This is a genomic window from Gemmatimonas phototrophica (assembly GCF_000695095.2).
GTDB lineage: Bacteria > Gemmatimonadota > Gemmatimonadetes > Gemmatimonadales > Gemmatimonadaceae > Gemmatimonas > Gemmatimonas phototrophica.
In genome coordinates, this window is record NZ_CP011454.1 from 465,769 (window position 1) to 484,959 (window position 19,191).

The window sequence follows — 19,191 nt, forward strand, 5'->3', positions numbered from 1 at the left end:
CGTCACCATGCTGACGTTTCGTTCACGCGCGACGCACACGCCTTACGCTGGCGTCGTGTGTTGGCGAGCGCGACTTTTACCGCATGCCCATCCCCGACCGTCTCGTTGCCGCCCTCGCCGACCGCTATCGCATTGAGCGGGAGCTCGGGGCCGGCGGCATGGCCACCGTTTATCTCGCTGCGGACCTCAAGCACGAGCGGAAGGTGGCCATCAAGGTCCTCAAGCCCGAACTCGCGGCGGTGCTGGGCGCCGAGCGCTTCGTGCAGGAGATCAAGACGACGGCGGCGCTGAGTCATCCGCACATCCTGCCGCTGTTCGATTCCGGCGAGGCGGGCGGCTTCCTGTATTACGTGATGCCCTACATCCAGGGCGAGACGATCCGCGAGCGGCTGAACCGGGAGACGCAGCTCGGCGTGGACGAGGCGGTGCGCATCACGCGCGAGATCGCCGATGCTCTGGACTACGCGCACCGGGCCGGGGTGATCCACCGGGACATCAAGCCCGAAAACATTCTGCTGCACGATGGCCGCCCGATGGTGATGGATTTCGGCATCGCGCTGGCGGTGAGCGCGGCGGCGGGCGGGCGCATGACGGAGACGGGGCTGAGTCTGGGCACGCCGCACTACATGAGCCCCGAGCAGGCCACAGCCGACAAAGCCATCACGGGGCGCAGCGACATCTACTCGCTGGCCAGCGTGTGTTACGAGATGCTGACGGGTGAGCCCCCGCACATGGGGAATTCGGCGCAGCAGATCATCATGAAGATCATCGCCGAACCGGTGCAGCCGGCGACGGCGCTGCGCAAGGCGGTGCCGCCGCATGTCTCGGCGGCGCTGGGCCACGCGCTGGAAAAGCTCCCGGCCGATCGCTTCGACAGCGCGAAGGCCTTTGCCGAAGCGCTCGCCGATGTTCACTTCGCCGAAGGCGCCAGGGTCGTCGCCGCCACGCCGTTGAAGCGTCGCGGCGCCGTCCTCGCACTCGGCGCAACGTCGACCCTCCTCGCCTTGCTGGCACTCGCCGGGTGGCTGCGAAAGCCGCCAGCCGTGGAGCGCCCGGTGACGAAGTTCATCATCGATGCGCAGGCGATGGTAGAGGATGTCGACGTCTCGCCGGACGGAGGGTTCGTACTGTTCGGACTGCAGCAACTGGGGGTGATGCGGTATCGTGCCCTCGATCACGACACACTCGTGCCGCTGCCGTTTCAGGTCATACCGCCGAGGATCACGCGCGATGGCCGGTCGCTGGTGGGCGTCACGATCATGGGCGATCTGATCACGGCGGGCTTGCCTGCCGGCGCACCGCAGGTGCTCGCGAGGCCTGGGGTTGGCGCTTCGGCGATCCCGGGGAATGACGGCTTTGTGTACCTTGGGCTGGCTGGCGGTGGACTGGGCCGGATTCCGGAGAGCGGCGGCGCCATCGATACCCTGATCGCCGACAGCCCATCCGACGCGCGGCACGAGCCGCTCGATGTGCTGCCGGATGGGCAGACCCTGCTCATTACGCGCTACCGGGGCTTCGAAGATTCCCTCGCGCTGTTCAACATCGCGAAGCGCGCGGCGACGCCGCTCTTTCCCGCCCATCGTGTGCAGTCCGCCCGCTATATGCCGCCGGGCTACCTTCTGTACAATGACGGGAACCAGCTGGTTGCGCGGCCTTTCAACGCGCGCACGCAGACACTCGGCGAGGGAACGATTCCCATCGCGAGCGGACCACAACGGCGCCAGCTGGCGTTCGGTGTTGGCGGAACGACGCTGGCCTATGCCACGAGAGGGGGGGGGACGGGCATGCTCGTCCTCTCTGATCGGCAGGGCAACCGGCGGGTGCTCCCCAATCTTCCGGCCGGCGACTACAACTCGCCGAAAGTCTCCCCGGATGGACAACAGATCGCGGTGATGCACTTCGCACCGACAGGGGAGCGCGACCTGTCGGTGTATCGCTTGCCCGCGGGCCCGCTCACCAAGGTCACGCACACGGGCGATGTCCTGCTGGAGGGCTGGATCGGCGGCGGTGAGCGCGTCGCATACACCCGCACGGGAAAGGTCGGCGACGTATTCTGGCGCCGCGCCGATGGCTCGGGAGAGGAGCAACTCCTGCTGCACCGCGACCGGATCGGGTCCCCGACGTTCTTCTCCGATGGGCGGCAGGTACTGTACCGCGATCGGAACCAGCTGAAACTCGCCACGGTCGGTGCAGACGCCGAGACGGATCGGAGCGTACCCGGCATCCGGGGAGTGGAGCTGACCGTATCGCCGAACGGCCGCTGGCTTGCCTTCACCCAGCGCGATGCCGGCACCCAGCTGTACGTGCAGACACTCGCCGACTCCGGATGGCGGCAACAGGTGTCCCTGCGCAGCGCGCTCGATCCCCGCTGGTCACAGGACGGACGCTCGCTGTATTTCCTCGACGGCGCGAATCTGATGGAAGCGACGCTGTCGTTCGATGACGAGGTGCGGGTGAGCTCGCTGCGGACACTGCCGTTCTACGACCAGACGGGTGCCACCTGGGATGTGTTTCCCGATGGCAATCAGTTCGTGATGACGCGACAGACGGACGAGTCGGGGACGCGATCGGGTGAGGTCACCGTGATCGCCAACTTCGACGTGCTGCTCGCGCGCCTCGCGCGAATGCCCCGATGAGCGCCGCCGCCGATCGCCTCGCCGCCGCCCTGGCCGACCGCTACCGCATCGAGCGTGAACTCGGGGCCGGCGGCATGGCCACCGTCTATCTCGCTGCGGACCTCAAGCACGAGCGGAAGGTGGCCATCAAGGTCCTCAAGCCCGAACTCGCGGCGGTACTGGGCGCCGAGCGGTTCGTGCAGGAAATCAAGACCACGGCCGCGCTCTCGCATCCGCACATTTTGCCGCTCTTCGACAGCGGCGAGGCCGGCGGCTTTCTGTACTACGTCATGCCCTATATCCAGGGGGAGACGATTCGTGAGACGCTGAATCGCGAGACGCAGTTGGGGGTGGATGATGCCGTGCGCATCACGCGCGAAATTGCCGACGCGTTGGATTATGCGCATCGGGCCGGCGTGATTCACCGCGACATCAAGCCCGAAAACATCCTGCTGCACGACGGTCGTGCAATGGTGATGGACTTCGGGATCGCACTGGCCGTGAGCGCCGCGGCCGGCGGGCGCATGACGGAGACGGGATTGAGTCTCGGCACGCCGCACTACATGAGCCCCGAGCAGGCCACTGCGGAGAAAGAAATCTCCGGGCGCAGCGATGTGTACTCGCTGGCGAGTGTGTTGTACGAAATGCTGGCCGGTCAGCCGCCGCATCTGGGCGGCAGCGCGCAGCAGATCATCATGAAGATCATCACCGAGCCGGCGGCGCCGGTGACCGCCTACCGAAAGACCGTGCCGCCGTATGTGGCCGCCGCGGTGGGGAAAGCGCTGGAGAAACTGCCCGCGGATCGGTTTGCGAGCGCCAAGGAATTCGGTGCGGCCCTGAACGACCGCAGTTTCACCACGGCCATGACGGCCGCGTCTGCGTCGGGTAGGTCGCCGCAGCGCGACAAACGCTTCCTGATCGCGTCGGTGGTGGCGGCCGTCGCCCTGATGGCCGCCGTGGCCGGCTGGTTGCGACCGCGCGCGACGCCGGTCGTCTCGCGGTTCAGCGTGGCGCTGACGGAAGCGCCGATTGCCGAGGGAGGTTCGCCCGGCAGCCGGGCGACCCTGTCACCCGACGGGCGCACATTGGCGTGGGTGAGTGGCGAGGGCACGGACGCCCGCCTCTGGGTGCGGCCATTGGACCAACGGCGCGGCACGGCGCTCGCAGGGACAGAGGGGGCCGGTGATCCGTCTTTCTCCCCCGACGGCAAGCGCATCGCATTCACGTCCGGCACGACAAAACGCTCGCTGCGCGTCGTGCCCGTAGGAGGCGGTCCGGTCCTCGTGCTGACCGATTCCCTGGTGGGTCCGGCCGGGGTAAGCTGGGCCGACGATGGCTACATCTACTACGACGGCAATCTTCAGGGCGACGGCCTCGCGCGGATTCGCGAGACAGGCGGCAGTCCGGAAATTGCGACGGTTCGCGACACCAGCCGGAAAGAGGTGGCACATTATCGGCCCTCGGCGTTGCCCGGTGGCCGCGGTGTGCTCTTCTTCGCGCTGGGTGTACGGTCGGTCGGTGTGCTCGATGCGAGAACGGGGAAGCACAAAATGATCACCCGCGCGGAGGCTGCACTCTACGTCGAGACCGGTCATCTGCTGACGGTCACCACGGATGGCTCCCTCCTCGCGACGCCGTTCGACCTCGAGCGCCTGGAGTTGCGTGGAGAGCCCATTCTGTTGGCGGGTGGGCTTCTCAAGCGTGGCAATACCATCGATTTCGCCGTGGCGCGTGACGGGACGCTCCTGTACGCCGAGGGAGCGGATCAAACCGCAGCGAGCGAGTTGGTGTGGATCACGCGATCCGGTGTGGTGACCGCCGTGGATTCTTCGTGGCGTGGCACCTTTTTCAGCCCGGAGGTCTCGCCGGACGGGCGCTTCGTGGCCGTGGGGATGGGTGCTGCCAGCGGATCAACCGTGGTCGTCAAGCGACTCGATCGCGGTGCCGAGATCCGTGCGGCGCAGGGCACGTGGTCCACGTGGATGCCAGACAGTCGGAATCTGTTGATCTGGGGATCTGCACCGGGAGGAAGCAGCATCGGCATCGTGCCGGCGGATGGCAGCAAGCCACCGCAGTGGCTCGGTATCGATGGCCGCTTCCCGCGTGCCTCGCCCGACGGGGCGTGGATTGTTTATACGACCCGACCGAACCGGGTGGTGGCGCGTCGGCTGACCGGCGATACAAGCCAAGTTGTCCTGGCGTCCGAACAAGGAACCATCACGTTTGCTCCGGTGCTTTCACCCGACGGTCGTTGGTTGGCCTATGTCTCGCGGGACAATGGCGAACAGCTGTTCGTGCGACCGTTTCCCGACGCCGGCTCCGCCAGGTACGCCGTCGCCAGCACCAGCCGCATCAGCCAGCTCCCGTTCTGGTCGCCGAATGGGCGTGAGCTGTTCTGGGCTGGCGCCGACGGCAAGCTGATGCGCGTGTCCCTGGCGCCGGGCGCGGCGTTCGAGCCCAGCGTGGCGGAGCCGGTGTTCACCACGCCGCCAATGCTGTTTTCGGGCGGCGGGGTCACGATGGCGCCCGACGGCCGGTTCCTGGCGGTGCGAACGGCGGGTGGTGAAGCGGACAGGCCGGACGAATTGGTGCTGGTACAGGGGTTTTTTGAGGAGCTGAAGCGGGTGCGTCCGCAGTAGGCGGCGGGCGCAGGTCCATTCGGATTCTCAGGCGCGTGCCAGTTTCGCGGCCGCTCGTCGCTCTCTCGCTTGCCCAAGGTTGGGCGAGCATATTACTATATTCTAGTATAGAGAATCTCCCGCCTTTCTCCTCCGCTCCCTCCCCGCCTCACTCCCCCGAGCAGGAGTCCATATGCGCGTTCCATCCCTGTCACTGTTTGCCCTCACGACGTTGATCGTGGGCTGCGGCGAGGCCTCGGCGCCTGCCGATGCCAACAAGACCGACACCAAGGCTGACGCCAAGGCGGTGGTCTTTACCGAGTCGGCCTGGAAGCCGCCGCTTGAAGCCGATATCCCCGCGGATTCAATGGGGGCTTCCATCAAGCGTGGTCTCTATCTCCTGCGCTTCACGCCGGAGAGCCTCCCGAACTACGCGACCTCGAACCTCCGCTGTACCAGCTGCCATCAGCAAGATGGCCTCAAGCTTGAGGCCGCGCCGCTGACCGGTTCCCACGCGCGGTTTCCCAAGTACATGCCGCGCTCGGGCACGGTCATCGCGCTTGCTGACCGTGTGAACTACTGCTTCACCCGCTCGCTCGCCGGCAATGCCATCCCCGCTGAGAGCCGCGAGATGACCGACATCCTCGCGTACCTCGCCTTTATCTCCAAGGATATCCCAGTGGGCGTCAAGATCGCCGGGGCCGACGGGATTCTGTCGATGAAGGACACGCTCGTGGGTGATGTTGCCCGGGGTGAGGCGCTTTTCACCGCCAAGACCTGTGTGACCTGCCACGGCGCCAATGGTGAGGGGAACGGTCCCATTCCTGCCCTGTGGGGGGCCAAGTCGTACTCGGTGGGTGCCTCCATGACGCGCCACGAGCGGGCGGCCAGCTTCATCATGCACAACATGCCGCAAACGGCACCGGGATCGCTCACCCCGCAGGAAGCGTTCGACCTCTCGGCGTACATCAATTCCCATCCGCGCCCAGACTCGCCCGGCAAGGAGAACGACTGGCCAATGGGCGGCGCCCCCGCCGACGTGCCGTACAACACGGCGGGGCACAAAGCCTTCAATCCGCCGCCGCTCCTCCCGCGCGCCAATCCGCGCGGCGCGCTGGTGCCGAATCCGCCGGTTGTCGGCCGCGGTGGTCGCTGACGGTTCCCATGATCGATACGCCCGATTCCACTGACGCCGCTGAGGCGGCGTCGCCGGCGCTCACGCGCCGCGATCTCCTCGCTGGCGCGGTGGGTACCCTTGGGGGGGCCATGCTCGCCGGACTTCCCGCAGTCCTCGGTGCGCAGCAAGCCGTGGCGCCCGCGGCGCCTGCCGTACCCACCGACGCCACCAAGCTGCAGGGTGCGCCCACCTCGCCGCTCGGTGAGCGAAGCCCCTTTGAGACGCCCAAGCGCGGTCCCACCGGCGCCACTACGGGCTCGTCGCTTACGCCGCTGCAGGATCTCACCGGCAACATCACGCCGAGTGACCTGCACTTTGAGCGCCATCACGCCGGTATCCCCGCACTCGATCCCGAGCGTCATACACTCACCATTCACGGGCTCGTCGAGCGGCCGCTCACCTTTTCGGTCGCCGACATCAAGCGCTTCCCGCAGGTGGTGCGCACGCACTTCGTCGAATGCTCCGGCAACGGGCGCGCCGCCTACCGTGCGCCCAAGCCGGAGATGACGGCGCAGCAGGTCGCCGGCATGATCAGCACGACCGAGTTCACCGGCGTGACACTCGCCACGCTCTTTCGCGAGTGCGGCGTGAAGCCCGAGGCCAAGTGGTTCCTCGCCGAAGGGGGAGATGCCTGTGTGATGACGCGCTCGGTGCCCATCGAAAAGGCCTGGGACGACGCACTCATCGTCTGGGCACAGAATGGTGAACCCCTGCGCCCCGCACAGGGCTATCCGCTCCGCCTCGTGCTGCCGGGATGGGAAGGGAACATCAACATCAAGTGGGTGCGCCGCCTCGAACTCGGTACACAACCGTGGATGACGCGGTGGGAAACGTCGAAGTACACGGACCCGCTGCCGAACAAGACCGCGCGTCGCTTCACCTTTGAGTGCGACGTGAAGTCCATCATCACCAGTCCCACCGTTTCCGACCGCGTATCGGCGAAGGGGTGGCACACCGTCTCCGGTCTCGCCTGGAGTGGCCGCGGCCGCGTCCAACGGGTGGAGGTGAGCGTCGATGGTGGCACGACCTGGACCGACGCGCAGCTGCTTGGCGAGCCGCAGTCGAAGTCGACGGTACGCTTTCAGCACATGTGGGAGTTCTCAGGGCGCGAGAGCGTGTTGCTCAGCCGAGCTACTGACGATGCCGGCTACACGCAGCCTACGCGCGCCGCCGTGATCACCGCGCGCGGCCTCGGCACTGACTACCACTTCAATCAGATCGTGGGGTGGAAGGTGGTTGGAGACGGCACCGTCACGTTCCACGGGGAGACCTGAGTATGCGCTCGCTTGTGATCTTGGGACTCGTCGCGGGTCTCGCCGCCTGTGGCTCGAAACCGGCAGACAATGCGCCCGCGCAAGGCACGCGCTACGGCCTCGGCACGCCGGCAAGCGACTCGCTCATCCGTGCGATGGACATCGACATCGGCCCCGATGGCGCTGGTCTCCCGGTAGGACAGGGGACCGTGGCCGACGGCGGCACCCTGTATCAGGCGCAGTGCGCCATGTGCCACGGTGCCAAGGGCGAAGGGATGGAGCCTGCCTTTCCCCGCCTGCTCGGCCGCGTTCCCGCTGCCGAGGACTTCACCTTCTCGAGCGATCCCAAGCTGCCGCACACCATCGGCAACTACTGGTCGCACGCGACGACGCTGTTTGACTACATCCGCCGGGCGATGCCGCACACCAAGCCCGGCTCACTCTCCGACGACCAGGTGTATGCCTTGACGGCCTACCTGCTGGCCATGGATGACGTGATTGCGGATGACGCTACTCTCGATGCGGCCGCGCTGCGTGCCGTAAAGATGCCATATGCTGACCGGTTCGTCGCGGACGACCGCGCCCCCGGCAAGCCGTAGTCCTTCCTCCAACGTTGGAGCATTTCATGTCGCTTTCCGCTTCTCCCACGCTCGCGCCGGACAATCCGGTGCCCATGCTCGAGGCGCCCAGGACGCCCTGGGTGTTCTACGGGATTCTCTTCGGGATTCTCGGCGCCGCTTCCATCATCGTGTGGGGACCCATCGGCGTCTCTGGCACCTATCCGCGGTTCATCGGTGCGATCACGGAACTCTTCAATCCGGCGTACGCGGAGTCCAACCCCTACCTGAAGAAGATGGGGTCGCTGATGAAGCCCGAGACCTTCATCGTGCTCGGCCTGCTGATCGGCGGGTTCCTCGGGGCCCGCGCCAACAAGGAAAAGACGCCGGCGTGCGAGATGGCGCATCCTGGAGAAACCACCAAGGCCAAGCGTTATCGTGATGCCTTCATCGGCGGGTTCCTCATCGTCTTTGGCGCCCGTATCGCTGGCGGGTGCACCAGCGGTCACATCATCTCCGGCATTACCCAGTTGTCAGTGAGCGGGTTCATCTTCGCCATCGGTGTCTTCGCCTCCGGCATCATGTCAGCGAAGATGCTCAACAGCCGCCGCGCGGCAGGAGCCTGATCATGCTCGTTTCGTTCCTTGCCATCCTGATCGGCGTGGCCATGGGCTTCTTTATCCAGCGCGTGAAGGCCTCGAGCCCGGCGATGATCGTAAAGAACCTCCGGCTCGAGAACCTGTCGGTCATCAAGTTCATGGCTCTCACCATGGCTGTCGGCATGGTGCTGGTGTACGGCATGTCGCTCGTGGCGCCGCAGGTCCTGCACTTCGACGTGAAGCCCACTTACGTGCTCGGGGTGCTGCTCGGTGGCCTGGTGTTTGGCGTCGGCTTCGGTGTCGGCGGTTATTGCCCCGGTACCAGCGTCGTTGGCATCGGTGAAGGGCGCAAGGACGCCGTCGTCGCGGTCGTTGGCGGCGTGGTCGGCGCACTCGTCTTCACGCTCGTCTACACGACGCTCATCGATCCGATCGTGAAAGTGGCGAACCTCGGCAAGATCACTCTCGCCGACGTGACCGGCGTCAATCCTTTCGTGATGGCCCTCATCGTGGCCGCCATCTTCGCGGCCGTGATCAAGATCCTCCCCACCGATGTGCGGAAGGCCTGAACGCGACGCGTGACGTGGCGGACAGCACAGAGCCCCCGGCGGAACTATCCGCCGGGGGCTCTGTGCATCCGTCCGCTTACTTGATCGGGCGGAAGGTGAACCCCAGCAGAAGCGAGGTTTCAGAGAGCGAGTTGCTCACCAACGTGCCGGGGATGGCCTGCGGCCGAAACATCGCGCCCGTGATGGTATTCTCGAGCGCCTTGTAGGCGGCGACGTTCAGCTCCACGCCCTTCGCGATGGCCACTCCGACTCCGCCCGTGATGTGGTGTTGCACAACCGCCGGCGCGGCGATGTTGAACATCGACTGCTCGTCGGGAATCGGGTTGCCCGAGTAGTGGTAGCCACCACGCAGCGTCACCTTGTTGCTGGCCTTGTACTGGGCGCCCGCGGCAACCACGGTGATGTCCTGCCAGCCGAACCCTTGCACGGAGCCGTCGCCCGCATAGCCCTTGGCTTCGAAGCCTTCCGTACTGCCGTAGGTCACGTACTTGGCGTCGAGCCCCATCTGCAGGCGCTCGGTGGGCGCAACCGCGAGTCCCACGCCATAGATCGCCGGGACGTCCATGCGGAACGAGACGGTCCGCGCGGTTCCGAAGTTCGGGAGGTTGGGATTTGCGTGCGTCATCTGGAACTTGAAGTCAGTGAAGATCTGCGGCGATGTGTACGCGAGTCCCATGGTGACCTTGGGCGATACGACGTACTGCAGCCCCACCTGAAAGCCGAAGCCGAACACGGCGTCCGCGGCGGCCGCCGACGGATAGAAGGAGCGATCATCCTGGGTTCCTGGCCGGTTGTCCGGACCTGGATCGAAGTCCGGCGCCGCGATCGGCATCGGATCCACGGCCAGCGATTGCCAGTCGATGTTGGCGGCGACACCCAGGCTCAGCTTCTCTCCCGCCTTCCACGCGAGCGCAGGCGAAATCTTGAGCAACTGGAAGTTGGAGTAGACCTGCCCGAAGCCGTTTGGCCGCGGCATCAGGATGGGGTTGGACGGATCGGCCGCGTAGTTCACGCCGAAGCCGCCGATGCCGAGCCCCGAGAGTCCGATGACCAGCCCGTTCTCGAGGCGCGTGCTGAACCCGAAGGCCGGAATGGGACTCCAGTCGGAGTCGCTGGTGGTACTCCCGGACATCGTACCGAACGTGGACGATACGGTGCGATCGGGCTTCAGAAGTTCGAACCCCATCTCGAGATTCGTGCCGTCGAAAGAGGCGAGGCCGGCCGGGTTGGAATAGAAGGCGCCCAGCAGGCTGGCGTTGGAGGCAATGGCAACGCCGCCGAGCGCGGAATTCACGGCGCCGACGCCGTGCAGGAGGTGTCCATCGGTCGCGTGTGCGGTGCCGGGCACACTGATCAAAGAAAAGGCCGCGAAGGCCAAAGACCAGGAGTATCGCATCGTGGGGACCTCGAGAAGAGTTGGAGAAGGTGGTCGGGCAGGGCTACGGGGAGCATCAAGGGGTCGGCGGGAGCCGGCCGATGGCGCGCTCAAGTGCGCCACTGAGAGCGGGATCGGGCGGGAAGGCGCGTGCAAACGCGTCGCGCAGTGCACCGCTGTCTGATTCCGCGGGTATGGAGACGGCGTTGTCCGCCTCGGCAAGGCGCGCCAACCAGAAGCGACGATAGGCGCCGGCGCGCTCCGGGAGACGCCGGTCGAGCAGCGCGGCCCCACAGCGAACCGCGGCGAGGCTCGCACGTCGGGCGGCTGTGGGATCCCCCACGCGAAGGCCAGCCTCGCGCGCGGCCCGTGAGACGGCCGGGAAGCAGGACTCGCGGGTGAAGGCGAGCAGCGGTGCATCGGTGACACTGTCGGACGCGAAGCTCCCGACCGCCGCGAGGTTGTCCTTCCGGTCGGCGGTGCCGGCGAAGAGCCGCCCCTCGGCGCCAAGGGCGGGCGCGACGATGAGACGTCCCTCGTCGAGTCGTTCCGCCACCAGCCAGGGCGCAAGCGCCGGGAGGTAGCTAGAGTCGAGCATCGCCTGCCACGCAGCCGTGCGCGCTGCTCCAGGGGGAGTCGGTCGCACGGCGCCGAGTGCATCAGCGAGCGTCGGCAAATAGGCCCGGCGCGATGTCGGAGAGAGCACCTGTCTCAGGGCGCCCACGAGCAGCGTGGCGCGCGGTACCGGTGCCTCATCGCTGGCGGCGACGCGCAGCGCGTCGCCCAGCGCCAGGCGATCGGCGGACGGATAGTACAGGGGGAGGAAGTGGAGGATTTCCCACTCGCGCGACCCGGCGAGGGCACGGGAAAGTTCGCGTTCGGCAGCCCCGGGGGCGGCGCCGCCCGACGTGAAGGCGAACGCGCCGACTCCGGCGAGGCGCAGGTCGGCCAGCAGGGCAAACCACGCCTGCGCCGCCTCGGAGGATACGATGCGCCAGCGCACTGCGGCGGCGGGCGACTTGGCTGCCGTGGTCGGGGACACCCTCCCGGTGCCGCCCTGTGCCCAGAGCGGTGAGCTCACGGCCAGCCCGACGGCCAAGGTAACGGCGGCCCGCGCTCCCGGGACCCGAATCTTCGAGGATAGCATATGCATTATTCTGCATATAGAGAATTGATACGCTTTGCAATCCTCTTTTTTGACTGGGCGCGTGGGTATTCCCCCGACCGGGCCCCGCCAAGTCGCCGGTGCGGTCGCACGCAGCTCGGGTACTGAATTACCTTACACGCACATGGTTTCCAGCGTACGCCCAATTTCCAAGCGCGAGCCAACCGCCGCGCTGCTCGCCATGGTAGCGGGCCGTTTCCGGGCGCTCGCCGAACCGGCGCGCCTGGGGATCCTGCATGAGCTGGAGGCGGGCCCGCTCACCGTCACCGAGCTGGTGCAGCGCACGGGGCTCGGGCAGGGCAACCTCTCCAAGCATCTCCAGCAGTTGCATGCGACGGGCTTCGTCAGCCGCACGCGCAAGGGACTCTTCGTGTACTACGGGCTGGCCGACGACAACGTGCTCGCCCTCTGCGAGATCATGTGTGGCCGGCTCGAGCACGACATCGCCGCCGCCCGCGCGACGGTCAGCACCCCTCGCGACGAGTAGGCGGGCGGCCGGTGCCGCCACGTTATCTCAACGACCGGAATCCTGGCTCGCCTTTACCCGTGCGCGGCGAAGCACATCCTGCGCCCGTGGGTCACGCCGCAGCGCCTCGTATCGGCGCATATGCAACAAATCCAGTACGCGCGAGCTGTTGGAACTGACCGCGCGGTCCCACCACTGCACCGCCCGCTCGATGTCGCCAAGGGCAAAGAACACTTCGGCGATACCATCCTCGCGCACGTATTCGCGCACCGATCGTGCGATCGCAGCGTTCAGTTCGACTCTGGCGCTGACCGTATCGCCCGCGGCGAGGAAGGCCGCGGCGAGACCCGTAAGGTTCCCGCCGGAGCGGGCTTCGCGTTCGGCCGGAGTAACGCTCCGAAGGCGGTTGAGCGACATGCGACGGGCACTGTCTGCACGTCCCGCCTGCTGCAGTTGTCGAATCGCGCAGGTCGCCGATGGCGAACCCTCCAACTGCGCGATCAACAGGCACCGCTGTTCGCGCTGGGCCGGTGATAGTCGAGCGAAATGCTCCTGGACGAGCGACTGGCGCAACAGCGCGATGGCGCCGGGATTTGACCGTATACCGCGCTCAAGGACGGCAAAGGCGGAATCGCCAGACTCCCCGAACTCACTCGACAGCAGCCGACTGTACGATCTGGCGGCCTGGACGTTCGTCGAGTCAATCGCCAACGCCCGTTCGAATGCACGACGAGCGCTGACCGGATCCCAGTCGTACCACATGTGCAGCTCACCGGCCTGCGCGTGTGCGTCGGCCGATGACGGGTCGAGCGCGAGAGCACGCTCGACCGCGGGACGCATGCGCGGGAGGACCTCGAGTGGCGAGACGAAATCGTCCGCCAGAGTTGACAACGCGTGGGCCAGCGCTGCCCAGCCACCGGCATAGAGGGAATCCTTCTGAATCGCCAGCTCCGCCAGCGACACGGCCTGCCGTAGTGACGCGGCAGTGAATTGATCGGTCAAAAAGTACGACCGTTGCACCAGATCCAACGCCTCGGCGCTGCGCGTGCCGCGCGCCTCGACCTTCGCCTTCACCTCAGGTGAGAGGGTGAGCCTGAGCGCGCCGGCAATGGCGTTCACCAGCTTGTCCTGCAGGGCAAACTGATCCTGATCGCTTTCTTCGAACGTCTCTGACCACTGCACGGACTCGTCGGTCGGATCGATTAGCGACGCCGTCACGCGGAGCCGATTTCCCGATCGCATCAGCGAGGCGGTGAGCAGCGAGGACACATCGAGTGTCTTGCCCGCTTCGCCCAGCGGTTTGCCCTGCATGGTCTTGGACGACGAATACGCACGCACCACCAGCCCGGGTATCTTGCTCAGGCGCGTGGTGAGTTCGCCGGACAGGCCGTCGGCGAGGTAGGCATGGGCGGTGTCGCTGCCCATTTCGGTGGGGAGCACCGCGATGCTGCGCGGCGCGCTTCCGGCAGCGTCCACCACCTTCGTCGATGCGAACCACGCTGCTCCCGCCAGCGCCACGAGCGCGGCCGCGGCCGCAATCCAGCGCCCGGCACGCGAGCGCGCCGGCGTGGTTGCCGTGGACGCGGCGGTGGTGGCGATTTCGCTCGACACCGCTGCCACCGCTGTGGTGGGCGCCGAACCACCACTCGGCGTGGTGATCTGATCCAGCCCGTGCACCAGATCCAGCGCTGTTTGCGGCCGGTCGGCGGCGCGCTTCTCGAGACAGCGCATGACCAGATTGCCGAGCGCCGGCGGAATGGTCTGCCGCCGGCGCGTGATGAATTCCGGCGTCTCGGTTACATGCGCCGCGAGCAATCCCTGCGGCGTGCGCCCGCTGAACGGCGGTTGGCCGGTAAGCAGCTCATACGCCAACACGCCGAAGGCGTAGATATCCGCGCGGTGATCGACCGCCGGGTCGGCGCTGGCCTGCTCCGGCGACATGTAGGCCGGCGTGCCGAGGGCGACGCCCATGGAGGTGGTGTTGCCGGCTTCGCTGTTGCTGGAGGCCGAGATGGCCTTGGCCACGCCAAAATCGGTGATCATCGCGCTGCCGCCCGACAGCAGCACGTTGTCGGGTTTGATGTCACGATGCACAATGCCCCGATCGTGCGCGTAGGCGAGTGCTGAGGCGATCTCGCGCAACAGGCGCATGGCTTCGCTGAGCGGCAGCTCCCCCTGACGGGCGATGCGGGCGCGCAGCGACTCGCCCTCCACCAGCGGCATGGTGAAGTAGGGCAGTCCGCCGGCATCACCGGCGGTGAGCAACGGCACGACATGCGGATTCTGCAGCCGCGCGGCCAGCGCGATCTCGCGCTTGAAGCGTTCAAGCGACACCTGCCCGACCATCTCCTCGGGCAGCACTTTCACCACCACCCGTCGGTCCAGCGCGACTTCCGTGGCGACAAACACGCGCGACATCCCGCCACCACCGAGTTCATGCTCGAGGGTATAGGCGGTGCCAAGGGCGAGCTGTAGCTGTTCGCGAAGTGGGAAAGCGGTCACGTATGCGGGTGTTGGGATCGAAGTGTGGAGTATAATGAGGCTTGGGTCGGTGGTTGCGCGATGTTGATGTACGGGGCTTCACGTTTTGGCGTGCCGGCCACATTGCGCCGGTACCTTCGTCACGCAACGTTACCGAGACATGCCCCGGCCAACGTCCTCCTGATCGCGTGACCCCTTTCGACCGCCTCACCACCGCCCTCGCCGACCGCTATCGCGTAACCCGCGAACTCGGCGCCGGCGGCATGGCCACGGTGTATCTCGCGCACGACCTCAAGCACGAGCGCGACGTCGCCATCAAGGTGCTCCATCCCGATCTCGGCGCGGCGCTTGGCGGCGAGCGGTTTCTCACCGAGATCCGCACCACCGCGCGGTTGCAGCATCCGCACATTCTCCCGCTGCTCGACAGTGGCGCGGCGGATGGGCTGCTGTACTATGTCATGCCGCTCGTCACTGGCGAGACACTACGCGCGCGCTTGGAACGCGAACGCCAGCTGCCCATCGCCGACGCGGTGCGCATTGCACGCGAAGTAGCGAGCGCCCTCGACTACGCGCACCGTCAGAATGTGATTCATCGTGACATCAAGCCGGAGAACATTCTCCTGCATGATGGGTCGGCGCTCGTTGCGGACTTCGGCATCGCCTTGGCTGTGCAGAGCGCCGGCGGCCAACGCATGACGCAAACCGGTCTGAGCCTCGGTACGCCGCAGTACATGAGCCCCGAGCAGGCGATGGGCGAACGTACCATCGATGCGCGCAGTGACATCTATGCGCTCGGCGCGGTGACCTACGAAATGCTCGCCGGTGACGCACCGTTTATGGGTAGCAGCGTGCAAGCGATCGTGGCCAAGGTGTTGAGTGAAAAACCGACGTCGTTGCACACGCTGCGCGATACGGTGCCGGAGCACATCGAGGTCGCGGTGCTCACGGCACTCGCCAAGCTCCCCGCCGATCGCTTTGCCAGTGCGGCGGAGTTTGCGGCCGCCTTGGGCGCCAGCACATCAACCATCACGGTCTCCGGTGCACGTCGCGCAGCGCCGCCCTCACGCGCCGCACGTGTCGCGCGCATTGCGCCGTGGGCGCTGGCGGTGGGTTTCGCCGCCGCCCTCGCGGTCGTCTATGCCCGTCAATCGGGCACCGGCGTGTCGAACAACGCACCCAGTCGTCAGCAGGTCACGCTCTGGCAGTATCAGATGCCCTCGCCGCTCGATGCCGGCGCCACGCGTCTTGGCAATGAAGCGGCCATCGCGCCCGACGGCTCGGCGATCGTGTTCACCGACTCGACGCCCGCCGGTCGCATCCTCATGCGCAAGGCGCGCGACGCTACCGACGCCTCGCCGATTCCGGGGACCGAAGGAGGCATCGCGCCGTTCTATTCGCCCGATGGCAAGTGGATTGCGTTCCTGACGCTCAAGGGGCAGCTCCGGAAAGTCCCCGCCGCCGGCGGTGGAGCGGTCACGATCGTGGAGTCCAATATCGCCAGCGCGTTCGGCGGGAGCGCCTGGCTGGACGACGGCAGTATCGTGTACAACATGGGGCGCGACCTCAAGCGCATCTCGGCCGATGGGGCAACGATGCCTTCGCTCAACATCGCCGCATCGGGTACGAGTGCGGGCGGCCAGAACGACGTGGTGTCCATTGATGCACTCCCCGGAGCGCGGGGGTTTCTGTTCACCGTCTGCCGGAGCGCGTGCGCGGTAGGCTCGGATACGTGGGTGTACGACATGAAGGGCGACAGTGCGCGCCCGTTGTTGCCGCGGGCGCTGGGCGCGTGGTATTCGCCAACCGGGCATGTCCTGTATACGAGCCGCGACAACGGGCTGTACGCGGTGCCATTTGATGTCGCCACGCTCACGGTCACCGGCGGCGCCTTCGCGGTCATCGACGGCGTCCTCCCCACGAAGTTTGCACTGTCGCCGTCCGGCGCCGCGCTCTACACCATCGATCGCACCACGGCCTCCGCTTCAGGGCTGGTGTGGGTGTCGCGCGACGGACGAGCGGAGCCAGTCGATAGCTCGTGGCGCGCGCGCTTCGACTATCCGGCCGTCAGTCCCGACGGTCGCGCGATTGCCGTGAGCGTGCGCGACAAGACGACCGACCTGTGGATGTGGCGGAGCAACGGTACCCGCACGAAGGTGCAAAGCTCTGCCCCCACCAACTGGCGCCCGAGTTGGAGCGGCGACGGGCAATCGTTGGCCTTCGTCACCGTGCGCGATGTGAACGCCACCGACTCGCTGGCGGCGACCCCCGCAATGGCCCGCGCCGATGGTACCGGTGGTACGACGCCGTTGGTGGGAGGTCGAGTCAACTACTTCGAGGTGGAACTGTCACGCGACGGGCAGTGGATGGTGCTGCGTTCCGACGAAGCGGGGACCAGTGCGGCGCGCCTGTCGCGACTGTACGCGCGCCGGCGTACCGGAGACACGACCTTGCGCCTGGTGCCCACCGGAGACGTCTCGGCGTTGCAACCTGCGCTCTCCCCCGATGGCCGATGGTTGGCCTACGGCTCCGGCGCCGTGGTAGGTAGTCGCGAGATTGTCGTGCAGTCGTTCCCCGATGCACAGCAACGCGTGGTGGTGTCCGTCGCCGGAGGCTCCGAGCCCCGCTGGTCAGGCAACGGCCGCGAACTGTTCTATACGCTCGGCGGTCAGATGATGGCGGTGTCGGTGCCGCCCGGGCCTGTCTTCACTCCCGGGCCGCCGCGCGCGCTCTTCTCCGTCGCGGGGTACGTCTCGGCGCGTAACCGCGCGCAGTACGATGTTTCGCCCGACGGCCAGCGCTTTCTCATGATTCGCCGCGGTTCGGCGTCGCAGGTGGTGTACGTCGAGAACTGGTTCGCCGAGTTGTTGGCGAAGGCGAAGCAGTAGTGAGAGTTGACCATGGACACCGGCTATGCTGACTGACTGTCGCGAAATGTTGGCGCGGACTCGTACCGCAATCTTTGTTGCTGCCCTGCTCGCACTCTTCAGCGCCAAGGCCGTCGCCCAGCCGGTACAAAGGCCCGGTCCCGATCGCCCCAACGTCGTGCTCATCATCACCGACGACATGGGCTACGCGGACCTAGGCAGTTACGGTGCCCGCGACATCCGCACCCCCAACCTCGATCGTCTGGCGCGTGAGGGGGTGCGCTTTACCGACTTTTACGCCAACGCCTCCACCTGCACTCCCACCAGAGCGGGGCTTATCTCGGGACGATACCAGCAGCGTTATCTGCTCGAAGCGCCCCTCGGCGCGAATGGTGCTGCCTCTTCTGCAGGCCGTGGTCTCGAGGCGTCCCCGTATTCGTTGCCACGACTGCTCAAGTCACGCGGCTACGCCACCGCGCTCTTTGGCAAATGGCACCTCGGCTACACCGCCACGCAAAGCCCCAACGCGCACGGTTTCGACACCTTTTTCGGGCTCAAAAGTGGCTATCACGACTACTGGCGCCACAACGACAGTCGTGGTCAGCCCGATCTCTGGGAGAATGACACTCCGGTCACGGTGTACGGTTACACCACGGACCTGATCACGGCGCGGACGGTGAAGTTCATTGAAGCGCACGCCGCAGAGCCGTTCTTCATTGACGTGGCGTACAATGCCCCGCATTGGCCCTTCCAGCGCCCTGAGACGCCAAGTGTTGCTGCCAATAACGCGCGCTTCGTGAAGCCGGCCGATTCGCTCACCAGTTCGCGTGCGGACTACGTTGCCATGGTGGAGCGTGTCGATCGTGGCGTTGGCGAAATTCTCGCTGCGCTCGAGCAGCAGGGGCTGACCCGCAACACGCTGGTGATTTTCACCAACGACAATGGTGGCGAGTGGCTCTCCGACAACACGCCGCTGTTCAACCGCAAGTGGACCACGTGGGAGGGAGGCATTCGTGTGCCCGCCATGGCGCGCTGGCCAGGGCGTATCCCGCCAAAGCAGGTAACGCCGCAGGTCGGTATCACGATGGATCTCACCGCGACCATCCTTGCCGCCGCCGGAGTTGTGGTGCCTGCCGAAGCAAAGTTGGACGGCGTGAACCTGCTGCCCCTGATGGAAGGGCGCACGCCAGCCATGGAGCGCACGTTGTTCTGGCGAGCCGCGGTGGGCGCTGGCATCATGCGCGCGGCGCGCGACGGCGAGCACAAGATTGTGGTGGATGGCGACCACCTGTTTCTCTACAACGTGCGTCGTGATCCGGGGGAGCGCACCGATCTCGCGCGATCACGCCCCGATCTCGCCCGCGCCCTGCGCCTCAAGCTCGAATCGTGGGAGGCACAGGTGAACGCCGAGGCGGCGACGCGTCGGTAGTTGGGTCAGTGCGTCCTCATAAT

General features: G+C 66.3%; 13 protein-coding genes. 10 read left to right on the forward strand and 3 right to left on the reverse strand.

The features are described 5' to 3' along the window. Window positions 1–83: 83 nt before the first annotated feature. The 7 genes from GEMMAAP_RS02035 (at window position 84) to GEMMAAP_RS02065 (ending at window position 9,388) form a co-directional block, all read left to right on the forward strand. The gene (locus tag GEMMAAP_RS02035; protein ID WP_075071387.1) at window positions 84–2,636 is read left to right on the forward strand and encodes a protein kinase domain-containing protein; all 2,553 of its coding nucleotides are present in this window, start codon (window positions 84–86) and stop codon (window positions 2,634–2,636) included. Next, window positions 2,633–5,254, forward strand: coding sequence for a protein kinase domain-containing protein (locus GEMMAAP_RS02040; protein ID WP_075071388.1), 2,622 nt, complete (start codon window positions 2,633–2,635; stop codon window positions 5,252–5,254). Before GEMMAAP_RS02035 ends, GEMMAAP_RS02040 begins: the two co-directional genes overlap by 4 nt. 172 nt (window positions 5,255–5,426) lie before the next feature. Next, window positions 5,427–6,389 (forward strand): c-type cytochrome, encoded by a 963-nt coding sequence (locus GEMMAAP_RS02045; protein ID WP_053333954.1) that lies wholly within the window; start codon window positions 5,427–5,429, stop codon window positions 6,387–6,389. 8 nt (window positions 6,390–6,397) lie between these two features. Next, window positions 6,398–7,684 (forward strand): sulfite dehydrogenase, encoded by a 1,287-nt coding sequence (soxC, locus tag GEMMAAP_RS02050; protein WP_026849224.1) that lies wholly within the window; start codon window positions 6,398–6,400, stop codon window positions 7,682–7,684. 2 nt (window positions 7,685–7,686) lie between these two features. Then, on the forward strand, window positions 7,687–8,262 hold the full coding sequence (locus GEMMAAP_RS02055) for a c-type cytochrome (protein WP_053333955.1): 576 nt from the start codon (window positions 7,687–7,689) through the stop codon (window positions 8,260–8,262). A 26-nt stretch (window positions 8,263–8,288) separates the two neighbouring features. Then, window positions 8,289–8,846 (forward strand): YeeE/YedE thiosulfate transporter family protein, encoded by a 558-nt coding sequence (locus tag GEMMAAP_RS02060; protein ID WP_053333956.1) that lies wholly within the window; start codon window positions 8,289–8,291, stop codon window positions 8,844–8,846. 2 nt (window positions 8,847–8,848) lie between these two features. Then, window positions 8,849–9,388, forward strand: coding sequence for a YeeE/YedE thiosulfate transporter family protein (locus tag GEMMAAP_RS02065; protein ID WP_053333957.1), 540 nt, complete (start codon window positions 8,849–8,851; stop codon window positions 9,386–9,388). A gap of 76 nt (window positions 9,389–9,464) precedes the next feature. Here GEMMAAP_RS02065 and GEMMAAP_RS02070 read toward each other — a convergent pair whose 3' ends face one another. Together GEMMAAP_RS02070 and GEMMAAP_RS20465 are read right to left on the reverse strand one after the other, a co-directional pair. Beyond that, window positions 9,465–10,784 (reverse strand): OmpP1/FadL family transporter, encoded by a 1,320-nt coding sequence (locus tag GEMMAAP_RS02070; RefSeq protein ID WP_158514692.1) that lies wholly within the window; start codon window positions 10,782–10,784, stop codon window positions 9,465–9,467. Between the two features lie 55 nt (window positions 10,785–10,839). Then, entirely contained in the window at window positions 10,840–11,910 is a 1,071-nt protein-coding gene (locus GEMMAAP_RS20465) for a hypothetical protein (RefSeq protein WP_026849227.1), read from the reverse strand. A 142-nt stretch (window positions 11,911–12,052) separates the two neighbouring features. Here GEMMAAP_RS20465 and GEMMAAP_RS02080 point away from each other — a divergent pair, with 142 nt between their 5' ends. Continuing rightward, complete coding sequence (locus GEMMAAP_RS02080) at window positions 12,053–12,415, forward strand: ArsR/SmtB family transcription factor (RefSeq protein WP_043580152.1); 363 nt, start codon at window positions 12,053–12,055, stop codon at window positions 12,413–12,415. A gap of 27 nt (window positions 12,416–12,442) precedes the next feature. On the opposite strand, the gene GEMMAAP_RS02085 is transcribed toward GEMMAAP_RS02080, so the two are convergent. Continuing rightward, the gene (locus GEMMAAP_RS02085) at window positions 12,443–14,896 is read right to left on the reverse strand and encodes a serine/threonine-protein kinase (protein WP_053333958.1); all 2,454 of its coding nucleotides are present in this window, start codon (window positions 14,894–14,896) and stop codon (window positions 12,443–12,445) included. Window positions 14,897–15,063: 167 nt separating this feature from the next. On the opposite strand from GEMMAAP_RS02085, the gene GEMMAAP_RS02090 reads away from it, so the two are divergent. Beyond that, the gene (locus GEMMAAP_RS02090) at window positions 15,064–17,760 is read left to right on the forward strand and encodes a protein kinase domain-containing protein (protein ID WP_053333959.1); all 2,697 of its coding nucleotides are present in this window, start codon (window positions 15,064–15,066) and stop codon (window positions 17,758–17,760) included. A gap of 46 nt (window positions 17,761–17,806) precedes the next feature. After that, window positions 17,807–19,168 carry a sulfatase family protein gene (locus GEMMAAP_RS02095; protein ID WP_158514693.1) on the forward strand — a complete coding sequence of 454 codons (1,362 nt, stop codon included), beginning with the start codon at window positions 17,807–17,809 and terminating at the stop codon, window positions 19,166–19,168. The last annotated feature ends 23 nt before the right edge of the window (window positions 19,169–19,191 follow it).